The 16,374-nt window shown below is 69.9% G+C and carries 17 protein-coding genes; 5 read left to right on the forward strand and 12 right to left on the reverse strand.

The window, feature by feature from the left end:
* Positions 1-96 precede the first annotated feature (96 nt).
* From ABT147_RS30730 to ABT147_RS30765, 8 genes are all read right to left on the reverse strand, one after another.
* Positions 97-429, reverse strand: coding sequence for a metal-sulfur cluster assembly factor (locus tag ABT147_RS30730; RefSeq protein WP_005477879.1), 333 nt, complete (start codon positions 427-429; stop codon positions 97-99).
* On the reverse strand, positions 426-896 hold the full coding sequence (sufU, locus tag ABT147_RS30735; protein WP_351412145.1) for a Fe-S cluster assembly sulfur transfer protein SufU: 471 nt from the start codon (positions 894-896) through the stop codon (positions 426-428). Before sufU ends, ABT147_RS30730 begins: the two co-directional genes overlap by 4 nt.
* Before the next feature lie 18 nt (positions 897-914).
* Complete coding sequence (locus ABT147_RS30740) at positions 915-2,171, reverse strand: cysteine desulfurase (protein ID WP_351412148.1); 1,257 nt, start codon at positions 2,169-2,171, stop codon at positions 915-917.
* Positions 2,168-2,932, reverse strand: coding sequence for a Fe-S cluster assembly ATPase SufC (gene sufC, locus ABT147_RS30745; protein ID WP_351412150.1), 765 nt, complete (start codon positions 2,930-2,932; stop codon positions 2,168-2,170). Before sufC ends, ABT147_RS30740 begins: the two co-directional genes overlap by 4 nt.
* Before the next feature lie 7 nt (positions 2,933-2,939).
* Positions 2,940-3,257, reverse strand: coding sequence for a non-heme iron oxygenase ferredoxin subunit (locus tag ABT147_RS30750; RefSeq protein ID WP_351412152.1), 318 nt, complete (start codon positions 3,255-3,257; stop codon positions 2,940-2,942).
* The gene (gene sufD, locus ABT147_RS30755; RefSeq protein ID WP_351412155.1) at positions 3,257-4,438 is read right to left on the reverse strand and encodes a Fe-S cluster assembly protein SufD; all 1,182 of its coding nucleotides are present in this window, start codon (positions 4,436-4,438) and stop codon (positions 3,257-3,259) included. The genes ABT147_RS30750 and sufD overlap by 1 nt, the downstream gene beginning before the upstream one ends.
* A 62-nt stretch (positions 4,439-4,500) precedes the next feature.
* On the reverse strand, positions 4,501-5,925 hold the full coding sequence (gene sufB / locus ABT147_RS30760; RefSeq protein ID WP_326583642.1) for a Fe-S cluster assembly protein SufB: 1,425 nt from the start codon (positions 5,923-5,925) through the stop codon (positions 4,501-4,503).
* On the reverse strand, positions 5,922-6,656 hold the full coding sequence (locus ABT147_RS30765) for a helix-turn-helix transcriptional regulator (protein ID WP_351412157.1): 735 nt from the start codon (positions 6,654-6,656) through the stop codon (positions 5,922-5,924). The genes sufB and ABT147_RS30765 overlap by 4 nt, the downstream gene beginning before the upstream one ends.
* A 161-nt stretch (positions 6,657-6,817) precedes the next feature.
* Here ABT147_RS30765 and ABT147_RS30770 point away from each other — a divergent pair, with 161 nt between their 5' ends.
* The 4 genes from ABT147_RS30770 to ABT147_RS30785 are packed head-to-tail and all read left to right on the forward strand — an operon-like array spanning position 6,818 to position 10,422.
* Complete coding sequence (locus tag ABT147_RS30770) at positions 6,818-7,651, forward strand: AAC(3) family N-acetyltransferase (RefSeq protein ID WP_351412159.1); 834 nt, start codon at positions 6,818-6,820, stop codon at positions 7,649-7,651.
* 10 nt (positions 7,652-7,661) lie between these two features.
* Entirely contained in the window at positions 7,662-8,585 is a 924-nt protein-coding gene (locus ABT147_RS30775) for an ABC transporter ATP-binding protein (RefSeq protein WP_351412161.1), read from the forward strand.
* A gap of 47 nt (positions 8,586-8,632) precedes the next feature.
* The gene (locus ABT147_RS30780) at positions 8,633-9,349 is read left to right on the forward strand and encodes an ABC transporter permease (RefSeq protein ID WP_351412316.1); all 717 of its coding nucleotides are present in this window, start codon (positions 8,633-8,635) and stop codon (positions 9,347-9,349) included.
* A 59-nt stretch (positions 9,350-9,408) separates the two neighbouring features.
* Positions 9,409-10,422 (forward strand): COX15/CtaA family protein, encoded by a 1,014-nt coding sequence (locus ABT147_RS30785; RefSeq protein WP_351412163.1) that lies wholly within the window; start codon positions 9,409-9,411, stop codon positions 10,420-10,422.
* Positions 10,423-10,449: 27 nt separating this feature from the next.
* Here the strand turns inward: ABT147_RS30785 and ABT147_RS30790 are convergent, their stop codons facing one another.
* The 4 genes from ABT147_RS30790 to ABT147_RS30805 all read right to left on the reverse strand — a co-directional run bounded on the left by ABT147_RS30790 (position 10,450) and on the right by ABT147_RS30805 (position 13,895).
* Complete coding sequence (locus tag ABT147_RS30790) at positions 10,450-11,217, reverse strand: nucleotidyltransferase domain-containing protein (protein ID WP_351412166.1); 768 nt, start codon at positions 11,215-11,217, stop codon at positions 10,450-10,452.
* 45 nt (positions 11,218-11,262) lie between these two features.
* A complete protein-coding gene (locus ABT147_RS30795) occupies positions 11,263-12,369 on the reverse strand; it encodes an amidohydrolase family protein (protein ID WP_351412168.1) in 1,107 nt (368 codons plus the stop codon).
* Positions 12,370-12,426: 57 nt separating this feature from the next.
* Positions 12,427-12,789, reverse strand: coding sequence for a hypothetical protein (locus tag ABT147_RS30800; protein WP_351412170.1), 363 nt, complete (start codon positions 12,787-12,789; stop codon positions 12,427-12,429).
* 149 nt (positions 12,790-12,938) lie between these two features.
* Positions 12,939-13,895 (reverse strand): heme o synthase, encoded by a 957-nt coding sequence (locus ABT147_RS30805; protein WP_351412172.1) that lies wholly within the window; start codon positions 13,893-13,895, stop codon positions 12,939-12,941.
* 375 nt (positions 13,896-14,270) lie between these two features.
* On the opposite strand from ABT147_RS30805, the gene tkt reads away from it, so the two are divergent.
* Positions 14,271-16,358 (forward strand): transketolase, encoded by a 2,088-nt coding sequence (tkt, locus tag ABT147_RS30810; RefSeq protein WP_351412174.1) that lies wholly within the window; start codon positions 14,271-14,273, stop codon positions 16,356-16,358.
* Positions 16,359-16,374 lie beyond the last annotated feature (16 nt).

The raw sequence follows: 16,374 nt of genomic DNA on the forward strand, positions 1-16,374 counted from the left end.
CCTGTTCCCGGTCTCCCCCTCCCCGGCCCAACCCCCCCCCACGGGTGGGGGCCCCCGGGCTCTGCCCCCGGCCCCCACACCCATGTCCGGTGGATCTCAGACGTTGAACCCGAGCGCCCGGAGCTGCTCGCGGCCGTCGTCGGTGATCTTGTCGGGGCCCCACGGGGGCATCCAGACCCAGTTGATACGGAGTTCGTTGACGATGCCGTCGGTGGCCGACTTCGCCTGGTCCTCGATGACGTCCGTCAGCGGGCAGGCCGCGGAGGTCAGGGTCATGTCGATCGTCGCGATGTTCGCGTCGTCGATGTGGATGCCGTAGATCAGGCCGAGGTTGACGACGTCGATGCCCAACTCGGGGTCGACGACGTCGTACAGGGCCTCGCGGACCTCCTCCTCGGAGGCCGGCTTCATCTCCAGGGTCTCGCTCATGCCGTCTTCCTTTCGACGTCGGCGTCGGCGCCCAGCGCCTGGGCCGTCGCGTCCTTCCACGCCATCCAGCTGAGGAGGGCGCACTTGACCCGGGCCGGGTACTTGGAGACACCGGCGAACGCGACCGCGTCCTCCAGCACCTCCTCCATCGCGTCGTCCGGCTCGATCTTCCCCTTGGACTGCATCAGCTCCAGGAAGGTCTCCTGGATCTTCCGCGCGTCCACGAGGTCCTTGCCGACGAGGAGGTCGTTCAGTACGGAGGCCGAGGCCTGGCTGATCGAGCAGCCCTGGCCCTCGTACGAGACGTCCTGGATGGTGGTGCCGTCGTACTTCACTCGCAGGGTGATCTCGTCGCCGCACGTCGGGTTCACGTGGTGCACCTCGGCGTCGCCATCCCGCAAGCCCCGCCCGTGCGGGTGCTTGTAGTGGTCCAGGATGACTTCCTGGTACATCGAGTCCAGCTTCACGGTCTCAGCTCACGCCCTTCAGCCGAAGAAGTTCCGTACGTGCTCCAGGCCGTCGACCAGTGCGTCGATCTCGGCCGGCGTGGAGTACAGATAGAACGACGCCCTGGTGGTCGCGGGAATTCCGTAGCGCAGGCAGACGGGGCGGGCGCAGTGGTGGCCGACCCGGACCGCGATGCCCTGCTCGTCGAGGACCTGGCCCACGTCGTGCGGGTGGATGTCGCCGAGCGTGAAGGAGATCGCCGCGCCCCGCTCCTCGGCCGTGGCGGGGCCGATGATCCTGAGGCCCGGGACCTCCGTCAGCCGCTTCACGGCGTACTCGGTGATCGCGTGCTCATGGGCGAGGATCTTGTCCATGCCGATCGAGTTCAGATAGTCGATCGCCGCCCCCAGACCGACCGCCTGCGCGATCGGCGGGGTGCCCGCCTCGAACTTGTGCGGGGCGGGAGCGTACGTCGACGAGTGCATCGACACCGTCTCGATCATCTCGCCACCGCCCAGGAACGGGGGCAGGTCCTCCAGGAGTTCCTGCCGGCCCCACAGGACGCCGATGCCCGTCGGACCGCACATCTTGTGGCCGGTGAAGGCCACGAAGTCGGCCTGGAGGGCCTGTACGTCCAACGGCATGTGCGGCGCGGCCTGCGAGGCGTCGATGCAGACCAGGGCGCCGACCTCCTGCGCCCGGCGCACTATCGCCTCGACCGGGTTGACCGTGCCCAGGATGTTGGACACCAGCACGAAGGAGACGATCTTCGTCTTCTCGGTGATGATCTCGTCGATGTTGGAGAGGTCGAGGCGGCCGTCGTCGGTCAGCCCGAACCACTTCAGCTTCGCGCCCGTGCGCTGCGAGAGCAGCTGCCACGGCACGATGTTGGAGTGGTGCTCCATCTCCGTGATGACGATCTCGGTCTCGGAGTCCACCCGGTAGGGCTCGTCGGCCCAGCCGAGCATGTTCGCCACGAGGTTCAGCGACTCCGAGGCGTTCTTGGTGAAGATCACCTCGTCGCGGCTGGGCGCGTTGATGAACGACGCGACCTTGTCCCGCGCGCCCTCGTACAGCGCCGTGGCCTCCTCGGCGAGCACATGCACACCGCGGTGGACGTTGGCGTTGTAGCGCTCGTAGTACTCGTTCAGGGCGTCGAGCACCTGGCGCGGCTTCTGCGAGGTCGCCGCGTTGTCCAGGTACACGAGCTTCTTACCGTCGTGGACCTGACGGTCCAGGATGGGGAAGTCCTTGCGGATCGCCTCGGTGTCGAGGAGGCCCGGCAGCTGTGTCACGCGGATGCGCCACCCTTCGTGTATGCCTCGTAACCCTCGTTCTCCAGCTTGTCGGCGAGCTCGGGGCCGCCGGACTCGACGATCCGGCCGCCGGAGAAGACGTGGACGTGGTCGGGCTTGATGTAGCGCAGGATGCGCGTGTAGTGGGTGATCAGCAGGGTGCCGACCTCACCGGTCTCGCGGACGCGGTTCACGCCCTCCGACACGATGCGCAGCGCGTCGACGTCCAGACCGGAGTCCGTCTCGTCGAGGATCGCGACCTTCGGCCGGAGCAGTTCGAGCTGAAGGATCTCGTGGCGCTTCTTCTCACCGCCGGAGAAGCCCTCGTTGACGTTGCGCTCGGCGAAGGCGGGGTCCATGTTGAGGCGCTGCATGGCCTCCTTGACCTCCTTCACCCAGGTACGGAGCTTGGGGGCCTCGCCGCGGATGGCGGTGGCGGAGGTGCGCAGGAAGTTGGAGACCGAGACGCCGGGGACCTCGACCGGGTACTGCATCGCCAGGAACAGGCCCGCGCGGGCGCGCTCGTCGACGGACATCTCCAGGACGTCCTCGCCGTCGAGCAGCACGGTGCCGCCGGTGATCGTGTACTTGGGGTGACCCGCGAGGGAGTAGGCGAGGGTCGACTTGCCGGAGCCGTTGGGGCCCATGATGGCGTGCGTCTCGCCCTGCTTCACGGTGAGGTCGACGCCCTTGAGGATCTCCTTCGTGGCGTTGTCGGCCTCGACGGTGACGTGCAGGTCTCGGATTTCAAGCGTTGCCATGGGTGCCTCAGGACTCCTGGGTGAGGGAGACGAGCACGTCGTCCCCTTCGATCTTTACGGGGTATACGGGGACGGGGCGCGTCGCGGGAAGGCCGGACGGCTTGCCGGTTCTGAGGTCGAACGCGGAGCCGTGCAGCCAGCACTCGATCTGGCAGTCCTCCACCTCGCCCTCGGAGAGCGAGACGTTCGCGTGGGAGCAGATGTCGTGGATGGCGAACACCTCGCCCTCGGTCTGTACGACCGAGACCGGCGTGCCGTCGAGCTCCACCCGCTTCGGGGTGTCGTCCTCCAGCTCGCTCAGCCCACAGGCGCGTACGAAAGCCATCAGACCGTGGCCTCCAGCTCCTCGTCGATCTTCACGAGAAGGCGTTCCTGGATGTCGTCGACACCGATCTGCTGGACCAGCTCGGCGAAGAAGCCGCGGACCACCAGGCGACGGGCCTCGTCGGCCGGGATGCCGCGGGCCATCAGGTAGAAGAGCTGCTCGTCGTCGAAGCGGCCGGTCGCGGAGGCGTGGCCGGCGCCGACGATCTCGCCGGTCTCGATCTCCAGGTTCGGCACCGAGTCGACCCGGGCGCCGTCCGTGAGGACCAGGTTCCGGTTCAGCTCGTAGGTGTCGGTGCCCTCGGCCTTGGCCTCGATCAGCACGTCGCCGATCCACACGGCGTGGGCGCCCTCGCCCTGGAGCGCGCCCTTGTAGACGACGTTGGACTTGCAGTGCGGGACGTTGTGGTCGACGAGGAGACGGTGCTCCTGGTGCTGGCCGGCGTCCGTGAAGTACAGCCCGAACAGCTCGGCCTCGCCGCCGGTGCCGGCGTAGGTCACGCGCGGGTGGAGGCGTACGACGTCGCCGCCGAAGGTGACCACGACGGACTTGAAGGAGGCGTCCCGGCCGATGAGGGCGTTGTGCTGGGCCACGTGCACGGCCTTGTCGTCCCAGTCCTGGACGGAGACGACGGTCAGCTTGGCGCCGTCGCCCAGGATGTAGTCGACGTTGGCGGCGAGCACGGCGTCACCGGTGTGGTCGATGACGACGACGGCCTCGGCGAAGGCGCCCAGTTCGACGACCTGCTGGGCGAAGGCGGTGGCGCCCTCGCCGTGCACGGCGATCCGGATCGGCTCGGTGAGGACCGTCTCCTTGGGGACGGTGATCACGCCGGCCTTCTCGAACGCCGAGTAGGCCTGGGCGGCGACGCGGTCCACGGGGGCGCCCGCCTTGCCGAGGCGCGCGTCGTCGCGGCCGACGGTCTCGATCGTGACGCCCTCGGGCGCCACGATGTCGACCTTCAGGCCGTCGCCGGTGGCGACGGCGGTGCCGTCGTGCAGCCCGCGCAGCCGCTCCAGCGGGGTGAACCGCCACTCCTCCTCGCGGCCGTGCGGCACGGGGAAGTCCGCCACGTCGAAGGACGGCGGCGCGCTCATGCGCGTGGCGACGGTCGACTCGGCGGCAACGGCCACCGCGCCGGCGGTGGTGGACCCCACCGGAATGTTCTGAGCCTCAGCCATGGCTGTCGGTCTGCTCTCTTCCTACGTCAGATTTCGCTAGCTGTATCCGAAAGGCGCGGGTGTTAACCGACCGCGCCTTCCATCTGCAGCTCGATCAGCCGGTTGAGCTCCAGCGCGTACTCCATCGGCAGCTCCTTCGCGATCGGCTCGACGAAGCCGCGCACGATCATCGCCATCGCCTCGAACTCGCTCAGGCCGCGGCTCATCAGATAGAAGAGCTGGTCGTCGGAGACCTTGGAGACGGTCGCCTCGTGGCCCATGGACACGTCGTCCTCGCGGACGTCCACGTAGGGGTAGGTGTCGGAGCGGGAGATGGTGTCGACGAGCAGCGCGTCGCACAGCACGTTCGACTTGGAGCCGTGGGCGCCCTCGCCGATCTCGACGAGACCGCGGTAGGACGTACGGCCGCCGCCGCGCGCCACCGACTTGGAGACGATGTTGGAGGAGGTGTTCGGCGCCATGTGGACCATCTTGGAGCCGGCGTCCTGGTGCTGGCCCTCGCCCGCGAAGGCGATGGAGAGGGTCTCGCCCTTGGCGTGCTCGCCCATCAGGTAGACGGCCGGGTACTTCATGGTGACCTTGGAGCCGATGTTGCCGTCGATCCACTCCATGGTCGCGCCCTCGTACGCCACGGCGCGCTTGGTGACCAGGTTGTAGACGTTGTTCGACCAGTTCTGGATGGTCGTGTAGCGGCAGCGGGCGCCCTTCTTCACGATGATCTCGACGACCGCGGAGTGCAGGGAGTCCGACTTGTAGATCGGGGCCGTACAGCCCTCGACGTAGTGGACGTAGGCGTCCTCGTCGACGATGATCAGCGTCCGCTCGAACTGGCCCATGTTCTCCGTGTTGATACGGAAGTAGGCCTGGAGCGGGATCTCCACGTGCACGCCCTTCGGCACGTAGATGAAGGAGCCGCCGGACCACACCGCGGTGTTCAGCGACGCGAACTTGTTGTCGCCGACCGGGATGACGGTGCCGAAGTACTCCTTGAAGAGCTCCGGGTGCTCCTTGAGCGCGGTGTCGGTGTCGAGGAAGATGACGCCCTGCTCCTCCAGGTCCTCACGGATCTGGTGGTAGACGACCTCGGACTCGTACTGGGCCGCGACGCCCGCGACGAGGCGCTGCTTCTCCGCCTCGGGGATGCCGAGCTTGTCGTACGTGTTCTTGATGTCCTCGGGCAGGTCCTCCCAGGACTCCGCCTGCTTCTCCGTGGAGCGCACGAAGTACTTGATGTTGTCGAAGTCGATGCCCGACAGGTCCGAGCCCCAGTTCGGCATGGGCTTCTTCTCGAACAGGCGCAGGCCCTTGAGACGGAGCTTGGTCATCCACTCCGGCTCGTTCTTCTTCGCGGAGATGTCGCGGACGACGTCCTCGTTGATACCGCGCTTGGCAGAGGCACCGGCCACGTCGGAGTCGGCCCAGCCGTACTCGTAGTTACCCAGGCCCTCCAGCTCGGGGTGGGCAGTCTCCTCAATGGGGAGCGTCATGCGGGGTTCCTCCCGGCGGTGCTTGCAGATGCGGTGTCGGTGGCTGTTTTGGAAACTCTGGGGATGAACGTCGTGCAGACGCCGTCGCCGTGGGCGATGGTGGCCAGCCGCTGGACGTGTGTACCGAGCAGTTCGGCGAAGAGCTCGGTCTCGGCCTCGCAGAGCTGCGGGAACTGCTCGGCCACATGGGCTACCGGGCAGTGGTGCTGGCAGAGCTGCTCACCCTGGTGGGGGTGGGGGGCACTGCGTGCCGTAGCAGCGTACCCGTCGGCACTCAGGGCCTTGGCCAGGGCTTCGGTCCTGTGCTCCGGGTCCGCGGTCTCGACCGCCGCGCGGTAGGCACCGGCCTGGGCGGCGACCCGGGCGCGAGCGAAGGCGGCGACGGCCTGCTCCCCGCCCTCCTGGTCCGCTATCCAGCGGAGCGCGTCCACGGCCAGCTTGTCGTACGACTGGTCGAAGGCGTCCCGTCCGCAGTCCGTCAGGGCGAACACCTTGGCCGGGCGTCCGCGGGTCCGCGCGCCGTAGACGCGCTGCTCACGGGGTTGTACGACGTCGTCGCCCACGAGCGCGTCGAGGTGCCGGCGGACGGCCGCCTGGGTGAGCCCGAGGCGTCCGGCGAGGTCGGCCACCGTGGAGGGGCCGTGGGACAGGATGGACCGCGCGACCCGGTTGCGTGTCGACCGCTCTCCGGTCGCGAGTTCCTCCTGCGGAGCCTCGCCAACGTTTTTCACAACGCCATTGTTGCGTAATTCCTCAGACAGGGGCAAGCCGCGCCCGGACGGGCGAACGGTGCCGTGCATCACTTAGGTATACCTAAGATGACCTGCGGAAACGATCACTGATCGATCAAACCGGTGGCGCCGCGAGGGCCGCTCCGGAAGACTGCCACACCATGTCGACAACCCCTCCCACCGGCCCTCTTGTCACCCGCGCCGGCCTGGCGGCGGACCTGCGGGCCGCCGGTGTCGAACCCGGCGAGACCCTCCTCGTGCACTCCTCGCTCAGCGCGCTCGGCTGGGTCAACGGAGGAGCCGTCGCGGTCGTCCAAGCACTGCTCGACGCACTCGGTCCGGACGGCACCCTGGTGGTTCCCAGCCAGTCCGGCGACCTCTCGGACCCCGCGCTGTGGGGAAATCCGCCGGTGCCCGAGGCCTGGTGGGAGCCGATCCGCGCCACCATGCCCCTCTACGACCCCGCGCTCACACCCACCCGCGGGGTCGGCGTCATTCCCGAGACCGTGCGGACCTGGCCGGGCGCCCTGCGCAGCGCCCACCCCCAGACCTCCTTCGCGGCGATCGGCCCGGGCGCGGCGGCCGTCCTCGCGGACCACGCCCCCGACTGCCGCCTCGGTGAGCGCAGCCCCCTGGCCCGGCTGGAGAAGGCGGGCGCCCGGGTGCTCCTGCTCGGCGCGGGCTACGACGCCTGCACCAGCTTCCACCTGGCCGAGTACCGGATACCCGCACCACTGGTCGAGGTCGGCCGGCCGGGTCCGGACGGCTGGGAGGTGGTGACCGAGGTGTCGATCGACTCGGACCGGTTCGACGAACTGGGGTACGACTTCGAGCGCGACCACGGGATCCTCCGGACCCGCGTGGGCGCGGCGGACGTACGTCTGTTCCCGGTGGCCGACGCGGTGGCGTACGCCGAGCGCTGGCTCCCGGTGCACCGTCCCCGTGAGGAGGAGATCTCCGGACCCGCCCACCTCGGCACCCGGCCGCGTACCTAGACTCGGGCCCATGCGAAGCGACCCCGTGGTCCAGGTCCGGTCCCTGGTGAAGCGATACGGCGACAAGACCGCGGTGGACGGACTCGATCTGGCGGCCGGGGCGGGCGTCACCGCCGTACTCGGCCCCAACGGCGCGGGCAAGACGACCACGATCGAGACCTGTGAGGGCTATCGGAAGCCGGACTCCGGCTCGGTGTCCGTCCTCGGCCTCGACCCGGTCCGCGAGGCCGCCGCGCTGCGCCCCCGGATAGGCGTGATGCTCCAGTCCGGCGGCGTCTACTCCGGCGCCCGCGCCGACGAGATGCTCCGCCATGTGGCCAAGCTGCACGCCCACCCCCTCGACGTGGACGCCCTGATCGAGCGCCTCGGGCTCGGGAGCTGCGGCCGGACCGCCTACCGGCGGCTCTCCGGCGGCCAGCAGCAGCGGCTCGCCCTCGCGATGGCCGTGGTCGGCCGCCCCGAGCTGGTCTTCCTCGACGAACCGACCGCCGGACTCGACCCGCAGGCCCGCCGGGCCACCTGGGAGCTGATCCGGGACCTGCGCACGGACGGGGTCTCGGTCATCCTCACCACGCACTACATGGACGAGGCCGAGCAGCTCGCGGACGGCGTCGCCATCATCGACGCCGGCCGGGTCATAGCCGAGGGCACGCCCGAGGAGCTGTGCCGGGGCGGCGCCGAGAACACCCTGCGCTTCACCGGCCGCCCGGCCCTCGACGTCGGCTCCCTGCTCAAGGCCCTCCCCGCGGACTCCACCGCCGCCGAACTGACGCCCGGTGTCTACCGCGTGACCGGCAAGATCGACCCGCAGCTCCTCGCGACCGTCACCTCCTGGTGCGCCCAGCACGGGGTGATGCCGGACCGGATCTCGGTGGAACGGCACACCCTCGAAGACGTCTTTCTGGAGCTGACCGGCAAGGAGTTGCGCTCGTGACCAGTGGGATCTACGCGCCGAAGCCGGGCGCCGCCCCCCTCTCCCGCATGATCGCGGCGCAGGCGGCGCTGGAGACGAGGATGCTGCTGCGCAACGGCGAGCAGTTGCTCCTGACGGTCGTCATCCCGACCCTGCTGCTGGTGCTGTTCGGCTCGGTGGACATCGTCGACACCGGTGAGGGCGAGGCGGTCGACTTCCTGGCCCCCGGGATCCTCGCGCTCGCCGTGATGTCGACGGCGTTCACCGGCCAGGCCATCGCCACCGGCTTCGAGCGCCGCTACGGCGTGCTGAAGCGGCTGGCGGTCTCGCCGCTCCCCCGCTGGGGCCTGATGACCGCGAAGACGCTGTCCGTGCTGGTCACGGAGATCCTCCAGGTCGTCCTCCTCACGGTGATCGCCTTCGCGATGGGCTGGAACCCGCACGGCAACCCCTTCGCCGTCCTGCTGCTCCTCGTCCTCGGCACGGCCGCCTTCTCCGGTCTCGGTCTGCTGATGGCGGGCACGCTCAAGGCGGAGGCGACGCTCGCGGCGGCCAACCTGGTGTTCCTGCTGCTGCTCGTGGGCGGCGGTGTCGTCGTCCCGCTGGACAAGTTCCCGGACGCGGCACAGAGCGTGCTCGGACTGCTGCCGATCACCGCCCTGTCGGACGGGCTGCGGGACGTCCTCCAGCACGGGGCCGGGATGCCGTGGGGCGACCTCGGGATCCTGGCGGTCTGGGCGGTACTCGGGCTCGGCGCGGCGGCACGCTTCTTCCGCTGGGAGTGACCGCGGGTCACAGCCACGGCCCCACCCCTCGTGAATACGTGCACAAGCGGCGGCCTACGATGGTGCGCGTGCCGAAAGTGACCCGCGACGACCTCGCCTCCGCTGCGCGCAACCCGCTCGCCTTCATCGCCGACCGCTGGACCCCGGACCCCCGAACGGTCCGGCGCGCGGCCCTCGCCGCCCTCGTCATGGCGGTGGCCATCGTGGTGACCGGCGGTGCCGTACGGCTCACCGGGTCGGGCCTCGGCTGCCCGACCTGGCCCAAGTGCACCGACGACTCGCTCACCGCGACCCGGGAGATGGGCGTCCACGGCTACATCGAGTTCGGCAACCGCCTGCTCACGTATGTGCTGTGCGCGGCGGTCGGCTGGGCGATCATCGCCGCGCGCTCCCAGAAGCCGTACCGGCGGTCCCTCACCCGGCTGGGCTGGACGCAGTTCTGGGTCGTCATGAGCAACGCGGTGCTCGGCGGCATCGTCGTGCTGGTCGGCCTCAACCCGTACACGGTGGCCGCGCACTTCATGCTCTCCACCGCGCTCATCGCCGTCGCCGCCGTGATGTGGCACCGCACCGGCGAGGCCGACACCGCTCCCCGTCCGCTGGTCGGCAAGGCGGTGGGGCAGCTGGTGTGGGTCCTGGTGGGTGTCACGCTGCTGCTGATCGCGGTGGGCACGGTCGTCACGGGCGCCGGTCCGCACGCCGGTGACTCCAGCGAGGTCGAGCGCATCCCGCTGAACTGGGAGAACGTCACCAAGCTGCACGCGGTCCTGGCCTGGATCGTGGTGACGCTCACCTTCGCCCTGTGGTTCGTCCTGAAGGCGGTCGACGCCCCGCGCGACCCGCTGAACCGCACACGTGATCTGTTCCTGGTGCTTCTCGCCCAGGGCGTCATCGGCTACGTCCAGTACTTCACCGACCTCCCCGAGGTCCTGGTCGGCGCCCATATGTTCGGCTCCTGCCTGGTGTGGATCGCCACCCTCCGGGTGCTGCTGGCCCTGCGCGAGCGCCCGGCGGACGAGGTGGACGTACAGGGTCCGACCGTCACGGAGACACCGGTCGCCGCGCACGGCTGAGGCCGGGACGGGCCGGTGCCCGCCGCGTCAGCCGTACGTCCGTACGAGGTCGTCGATCGCCGGTCCCAGGAACAGCCGGGTCAGCTCGCCCCGGTACGGCACCTCCTCGGCCGGCTGCCCGTACCGGCGCCGCCTGATGTCCTCGACCACCTCGCCGGGTGCGCCCAGGGTGGGCAGCAGGTCCAGGGCCTCGTGCTTGGTGATCAGCCGGCCGTCGCGCAGGCTGGCGGTGGCGCGGGCGAAGGTGAGCAGTCCGAGGTCGACCCAGACGTCCTGGTCCCAGAGGTCGGCCCGGTCGGCCACCAGGCGCCGGTACTCCTTCTGGTCGCGGACGACGAAGGCGTCCAGCTCGATGTCGGAGACCGGCGGGAGCAGGGCCTTGGGCGCCTCGCCGTGCAGGACCAGGCCGAAGGTGTGCAGCTCGCGCCGGGTGACCGGGGTGACCGTCCGCCGGAACAGCTGCCGGTGCGCCCAGGTGAGGTGCTTGCGCTCGGCGTCGTCCGCCGTACCGGGGGTCAGATAGGTGCAGTGCAGCAGGGCGGCGAGCGGCTCGTCGCGCAGGCGGGCGTGGAGCCGCCCCGCCCGCCAGGCCGTCCGGGCGGTGACCGGACCGTCCAGGACGGTGATCAGGTCCAGGTCGCTGCGGCCCTCCTGGTAGTCGCCTCCGCCGAGGGAGCCGTGGGCCCAGACGGCGAGCGGGGCGAGTTCCCGGAGTTCGTCGAGGAAGCGGTCGCCCAGGGCCCGCGTGTCGGTGGCGGAGCCGGGTAAACCGGCGGTCGCGTCGCTGTGTGTCATGCGCCCAGTCTGTCCAGTCCGCGCGGGCGCCGTACAGCCGACGGCTCACTCCAGCCCGTACACCCGCCGCGCGTTCCCCGCCGCGATCAGCCCCGCCACGCGCTGCGCGTCCACCAGGGACCAGGCGCCCTCCGCCACCCAGGTCCCCAGCACCCGGGCCAGCGACTCCCGGAACAGCCGGGCCCCGACCACATGCAGCTCGGGCAGGCCGTGGGCGCCGCTGGAGAAGAGGAGCTTGCCGAAGGGGGCGAGTTCGAGGACCTCGGCGAGTACGGCGGTGGCCCGGGCGCCGGTGCGGACGAGTTCGGCGCCGAGGTCCGCGTAGACGTGCGGGAAGACACCGGCGAGGTGGGCCGCGTGGCGGTGGTACGGATAGCCGTGCAGCAGGACCAGGTCGGTGCCGAGGCCCGCCGTCGAGCGGGCGAAGTCGGTGAGCAGGACGGGGTCGGTGGCGTCGATGCGCAGGCCGGGTTCGCCGAGGCCCGCGTGGAGTTGGAGGGGGCGGCCCGAGGCGACGGCGATCCACAGCAGATGGCGCAGGAGGACCGGGTCGGTGAGCGCCCCGCCGACCGGCCGGTGCGCGAGCCAGCGCCCGACCGCGCCCCGCACCTCCCCCGGGCCGGGCGGTTCGGGCGCGAACGCCAGGCCGTGCCGTACGCCCGCCACCGATGTGAAGGCGACGGCGTTCGCGGCGGCGGCGTGCACCGACTCGGCGAGATTGGCGAGGAACGACTCGACGGTGCCGGAGGTGTCGGCGACCTGTTCGGCGAGGAGTTCGAGGCGGACGATCTCGTGGGCGTCCGCGTCCCCGGTGGAGGCCATCTCGCGTGGCCCGGTGAGGTCGCCGGGCAGTCCCGTGTCGACGAGGTAGGTCGTGATGCCGCTGCCCCGGAGCAGTCTGCGGCCGGCCTCCAGGACGCCCAGTTCGCGGCGCCGGGCCAGATAGCGGGCCGGTGGGCAGTGCGGTTCGAGGCCCAGCAGGGGTGGGCACCAGCGGCGTACGGCGAAGCCCGTCTGGGTGTCGAAGAAGGTGGTGCCGGGCGCCGGGGGTCCCTCGCTGCGGGCGAGGTGGGCCTCGAAGGTGCCGAGGCCCAGCTCCGTGCGCAGTACGCCGTGGCAGTACTGGTCCACGAGGGACGGCGTTTCGATCATCCGGGCTCCCGAGGCTGGACCTGTGAACTCCCACAGGTCCTAACGGGTGAGCCGGGCTCAGGTGTTGCTGTTGCTCGGGCCGCCGACCTGGATTCCGGCCATCCGCGACCACTCGTACGGGCCGGTGGTGACCTTGGCGGCGAACTCGCCGTCGAAGTCCTCGTGGACGGTGACGCCGGCCTTGGTGACGGCCGCCTCGGCGATGGCGTAGGTGGGGGCCACGAGGTCGCCCCAGCCGCCGTCCTCGCCGACCAGGACGATGCGGGCGCCCTGCTCGCCGATGTAGGCGACCTGGGCCTCGGCGCCGCCGTGGGCCTTGGCGAAGGCGCCGATCTGCTTCGCCAGCTTGGCCGCCCTGCGGTCGGCCTTGGCGGCGGTCTTGGCTTCCTTGGCCTCGTCTGCCTGCTTGGTGTCTGACATGGTCAGGATGCTACCGAGGGGTATGCGTGGGTGCGACGGGCGGGGCAGTGGGCTTTGCCACTCGCCGTCGCAGGTGCGGTGAGTGGGGGGGGCGTGCGGGTGCGTCGTGGTTGCTCGCGCAGTTCCCCGCGCCCCTCACGGGGCGCGCCTCAGCGGAGGAAGGGGTCCACCGCCACCGCTACGAAGAGCAGTGAGACGTATGTGATCGACCAGTGGAACAGGCGCATTTCCTTGAGCTTGCCGCCGGTCGCGCCGTTCTTCGCTCGGGTCTGGAGGGCGTGGGCCTCCCAGAGCCACCAGCCGCCGGTCACCAGGGCGACCGAGGTGTAGAACCAGCCCGTGTAGCCGAGGGGGGTCAGCATCAGGGAGACCGCGACCATCACCCAGCTGTACAGGACGATCTGCCGTGCGACGACCTTGTTGGAGGCGACCACCGGGAGCATCGGGACGCCGACGCGGGCGTAGTCGTCCTTCACCTTCATGGAGAGGGGCCAGTAGTGCGGCGGGGTCCAGAAGAAGATGACGAGGAAGAGGATGACCGCGGCCCACGACATCGAGTTCGTGACGGCGGACCAGCCGATGAGGACCGGCATACAGCCGGCGATACCGCCCCAGACGATGTTCTGGGACGTACGCCGTTTGAGGATCATCGTGTAGACGACGACGTAGAAGAGGAGCGCCCCGAGCGACAGCCAGGCGGACAGCCAGTTGACGAGGGCCCCGAACCAGAGGGTGGAGACGACCGCGAGGGTGATGCCGAAGACGAGGCCCTCACGCGGGGTGACCATGCCGGTGACCAGCGGACGCTGCGAGGTGCGCTCCATGAGCGCGTCGATGTCGCGGTCGATGTACATGTTGAGCGCGTTGGCGCCGCCCGCGGAGAGATAGCCGCCGACGCAGGTGGCGAGCACCAGCCACAGGTCCGGGACGCCCTGCTCGGCGAGGAACATCACCGGAACGGTGGTGATCAGCAGAAGCTCGATGATCCGCGGCTTCGTCAGCGCCACGAACGCCTTGACGCGGGCCCCGATCGGCCGCTGACCCCGGCTGCTGCTCGTGTTGCTCGCGCCCAGCACTCCCGGTGGACGGGATTCGACGGCCGTCACGCACACCCCTGACAGAGACTCCCAGCGAGCCTTTCGGTTGTGAACTCCCCGTGACGGCCCGCGCGTACCACGCCACTGTAGACGTTGCCCAGAGCCAGCCTTTCAAGGGGGTGGGGTCGTGTTGGCGGGCACCTCCCGGCGAGCCGAACACACTTCGGTTGAGCAGTCGGATGAGCGGCTCCGTATTCAGATGTCGAACAGCGGAACCCCCTGGTCTCAGCATGCGGAACCACTGGTCGGGAGGCGGACCGGACATAGTCCCGGCAGTCTGGAATGACTCGAAAAAATGCGCGTTCCTACGGGGGTAGGCTCGACAACGGCCGGTGCCGTTGAGAACACCGGCACGAGACATGTGGAGAGGAGCCCTGACCCAGGGTGAGCACCAAGCCGACCACTTCAGACCTCGCGTGGACCGAATTGGACCAGCGGGCCGTCGACACCGCCCGAGTCCTGGCAGCCGACGCCGTACAGAAGGTCGGCAACGGCCATCCGGGTACGGCGATGAGCCTCGCGCCCGCCGCGTACACCCTCTTCCAGAAGGTGATGCGCCACGACCCCGCCGACCCCGACTGGGTGGGCCGTGACCGGTTCGTCCTGTCCGCCGGCCACTCCTCCCTGACCCTCTACATCCAGCTGTACCTGGGTGGCTTCGGCCTGGAGCTGGCGGACCTGGAGTCCTTCCGCACCTGGGGTTCGAAGACCCCGGGTCACCCGGAGTACGGGCACACCAAGGGCGTCGAGACGACGACCGGGCCGCTCGGCCAGGGTGTCGCCAACGCCGTGGGCATGGCGATGGCCGCCCGCTACGAGCGTGGTCTGTTCGACCCGGAGGCCGCCGTCGGCGAGTCGCCGTTCGACCACCATGTCTTCGTGATCGCCGGTGACGGCTGCCTCCAGGAGGGCATCTCCGCCGAGGCGTCCTCGCTGGCCGGTCACCAGAAGCTCGGCAACCTGGTCATGCTGTGGGACGACAACCACATCTCGATCGAGGGCGACACCGAGACGGCCGTCTCCGAGGACACCGCCAAGCGGTACGAGGCGTACGGCTGGCATGTGCAGCGGGTGGAGCCGAAGGAGAACGGCGACCTCGACCCGGCCGCGCTGTACGCGGCGATCGAGGCCGCGAAGGCGGTCACCGACAAGCCGTCGTTCATCGCGATGCGCTCGATCATCGCCTGGCCCGCCCCGAACGCGCAGAACACCGAGGCCGCGCACGGCTCGGCGCTCGGCGCGGACGAGGTCGCCGCCACCAAGCGGGTCCTCGGCTTCGACCCGGAGAAGAGCTTCGAGGTCACGGACGAGGTCATCGCGCACACGCGCGCCCTGGGCGAGCGCGGCCGTGACGCCCGTGCCGCCTGGGAGAAGCAGCTCCAGGAGTGGCGCAACGGCAACGCCGAGCGGGCCGCCGAGTTCGACCGGATCAGCGCGGGCGAGCTGCCCGAGGGCTGGGAGTCGCATCTGCCGGAGTTCGAGACGGGCAAGGGTGTCGCCACCCGTGCCGCGTCCGGCAAGATCCTCCAGGCGCTGGGCGCCGTCATCCCCGAGCTGTGGGGCGGCTCCGCCGACCTCGCCGGTTCGAACAACACGACGATCGACAAGACGTCGTCCTTCCTGCCGGCGGACAACCCGCTGCCGGAGGCGAACCCCTACGGCCGCACGATCCACTTCGGTATCCGCGAGCACGCCATGGCCGCGGAGATGAACGGCATCGCGCTGCACGGCAACACCCGGATCTTCGGCGGCACGTTCCTCGTGTTCTCCGACTACATGCGCAACGCCGTCCGTCTGTCCGCGCTGATGCACCTGCCGGTGACGTACGTCTGGACGCACGACTCCATCGGTCTCGGCGAGGACGGCCCGACGCACCAGCCGGTCGAGCACCTGGCCGCGCTGCGCGCGATCCCGGGTCTGAACGTGGTCCGCCCGGCCGACGCCAACGAGACCGCCATCGCCTGGCGCGAGATCCTCAAGCGCTGGACCAAGGAGTTCGGCAAGGGCGCCCCGCACGGTCTGGCGCTGACCCGTCAGGGTGTGCCGACGTACGAGGCCAACGAGGAGGCGGCGAAGGGCGGTTACGTCCTGTTCGACGCCGAGGCCGGCGACGCCCAGGTGATCCTCATCGCCACCGGGTCCGAGGTGCACGTGGCCGTGGAGGCGCGCGAGCGGCTCCAGGCGCAGGGTGTGCCCACGCGGGTGGTGTCCATGCCGTCCGTGGAGTGGTTCGAGGAGCAGGACCAGGGGTACCGGGACAGCGTTCTGCCGCCGTCCGTCAAGGCGCGGGTCGCGGTCGAGGCCGGTATCGGGCTCACCTGGCACAAGTACGTCGGTGACGCCGGTCGCATCGTTTCGCTGGAGCACTTCGGCGCTTCGGCCGACGGCAAGGTCCTCTTCCGCGAGTTCGGCTTCACTGCCGAGAACGTGGCCTCGGTCGCCCAGGAATCCCTGGCCGCCGCTCAGCGCTGACGCTTACACACGACAC

The organism is Streptomyces sp. NPDC001868, assembly GCF_040297125.1.
Taxonomy (GTDB): Bacteria; Actinomycetota; Actinomycetes; order Streptomycetales; family Streptomycetaceae; genus Streptomyces.

Excerpts from the sequence above, each read along its gene's own strand:
- ABT147_RS30730 (WP_005477879.1), bottom strand. The coding sequence starts at position 429 with ATGAGCGAGACCCTGGAGATGAAGCCGGCCTCCGAGGAGGAGGTCCGC.
- sufC (WP_351412150.1), bottom strand. The coding sequence starts at position 2,932 with ATGGCAACGCTTGAAATCCGAGACCTGCACGTCACCGTCGAGGCCGAC.
- ABT147_RS30750 (WP_351412152.1), bottom strand. The coding sequence starts at position 3,257 with ATGGCTTTCGTACGCGCCTGTGGGCTGAGCGAGCTGGAGGACGACACC.
- sufD (WP_351412155.1), bottom strand. The coding sequence starts at position 4,438 with ATGGCTGAGGCTCAGAACATTCCGGTGGGGTCCACCACCGCCGGCGCG.
- sufB (WP_326583642.1), bottom strand. The coding sequence starts at position 5,925 with ATGACGCTCCCCATTGAGGAGACTGCCCACCCCGAGCTGGAGGGCCTG.
- ABT147_RS30770 (WP_351412159.1), top strand. The coding sequence starts at position 6,818 with ATGTCGACAACCCCTCCCACCGGCCCTCTTGTCACCCGCGCCGGCCTG.
- ABT147_RS30775 (WP_351412161.1), top strand. The coding sequence starts at position 7,662 with ATGCGAAGCGACCCCGTGGTCCAGGTCCGGTCCCTGGTGAAGCGATAC.
- ABT147_RS30780 (WP_351412316.1), top strand. The coding sequence starts at position 8,633 with ATGATCGCGGCGCAGGCGGCGCTGGAGACGAGGATGCTGCTGCGCAAC.
- ABT147_RS30785 (WP_351412163.1), top strand. The coding sequence starts at position 9,409 with ATGGTGCGCGTGCCGAAAGTGACCCGCGACGACCTCGCCTCCGCTGCG.
- ABT147_RS30790 (WP_351412166.1), bottom strand. The coding sequence starts at position 11,217 with ATGACACACAGCGACGCGACCGCCGGTTTACCCGGCTCCGCCACCGAC.
- ABT147_RS30795 (WP_351412168.1), bottom strand. The coding sequence starts at position 12,369 with ATGATCGAAACGCCGTCCCTCGTGGACCAGTACTGCCACGGCGTACTG.
- ABT147_RS30800 (WP_351412170.1), bottom strand. The coding sequence starts at position 12,789 with ATGTCAGACACCAAGCAGGCAGACGAGGCCAAGGAAGCCAAGACCGCC.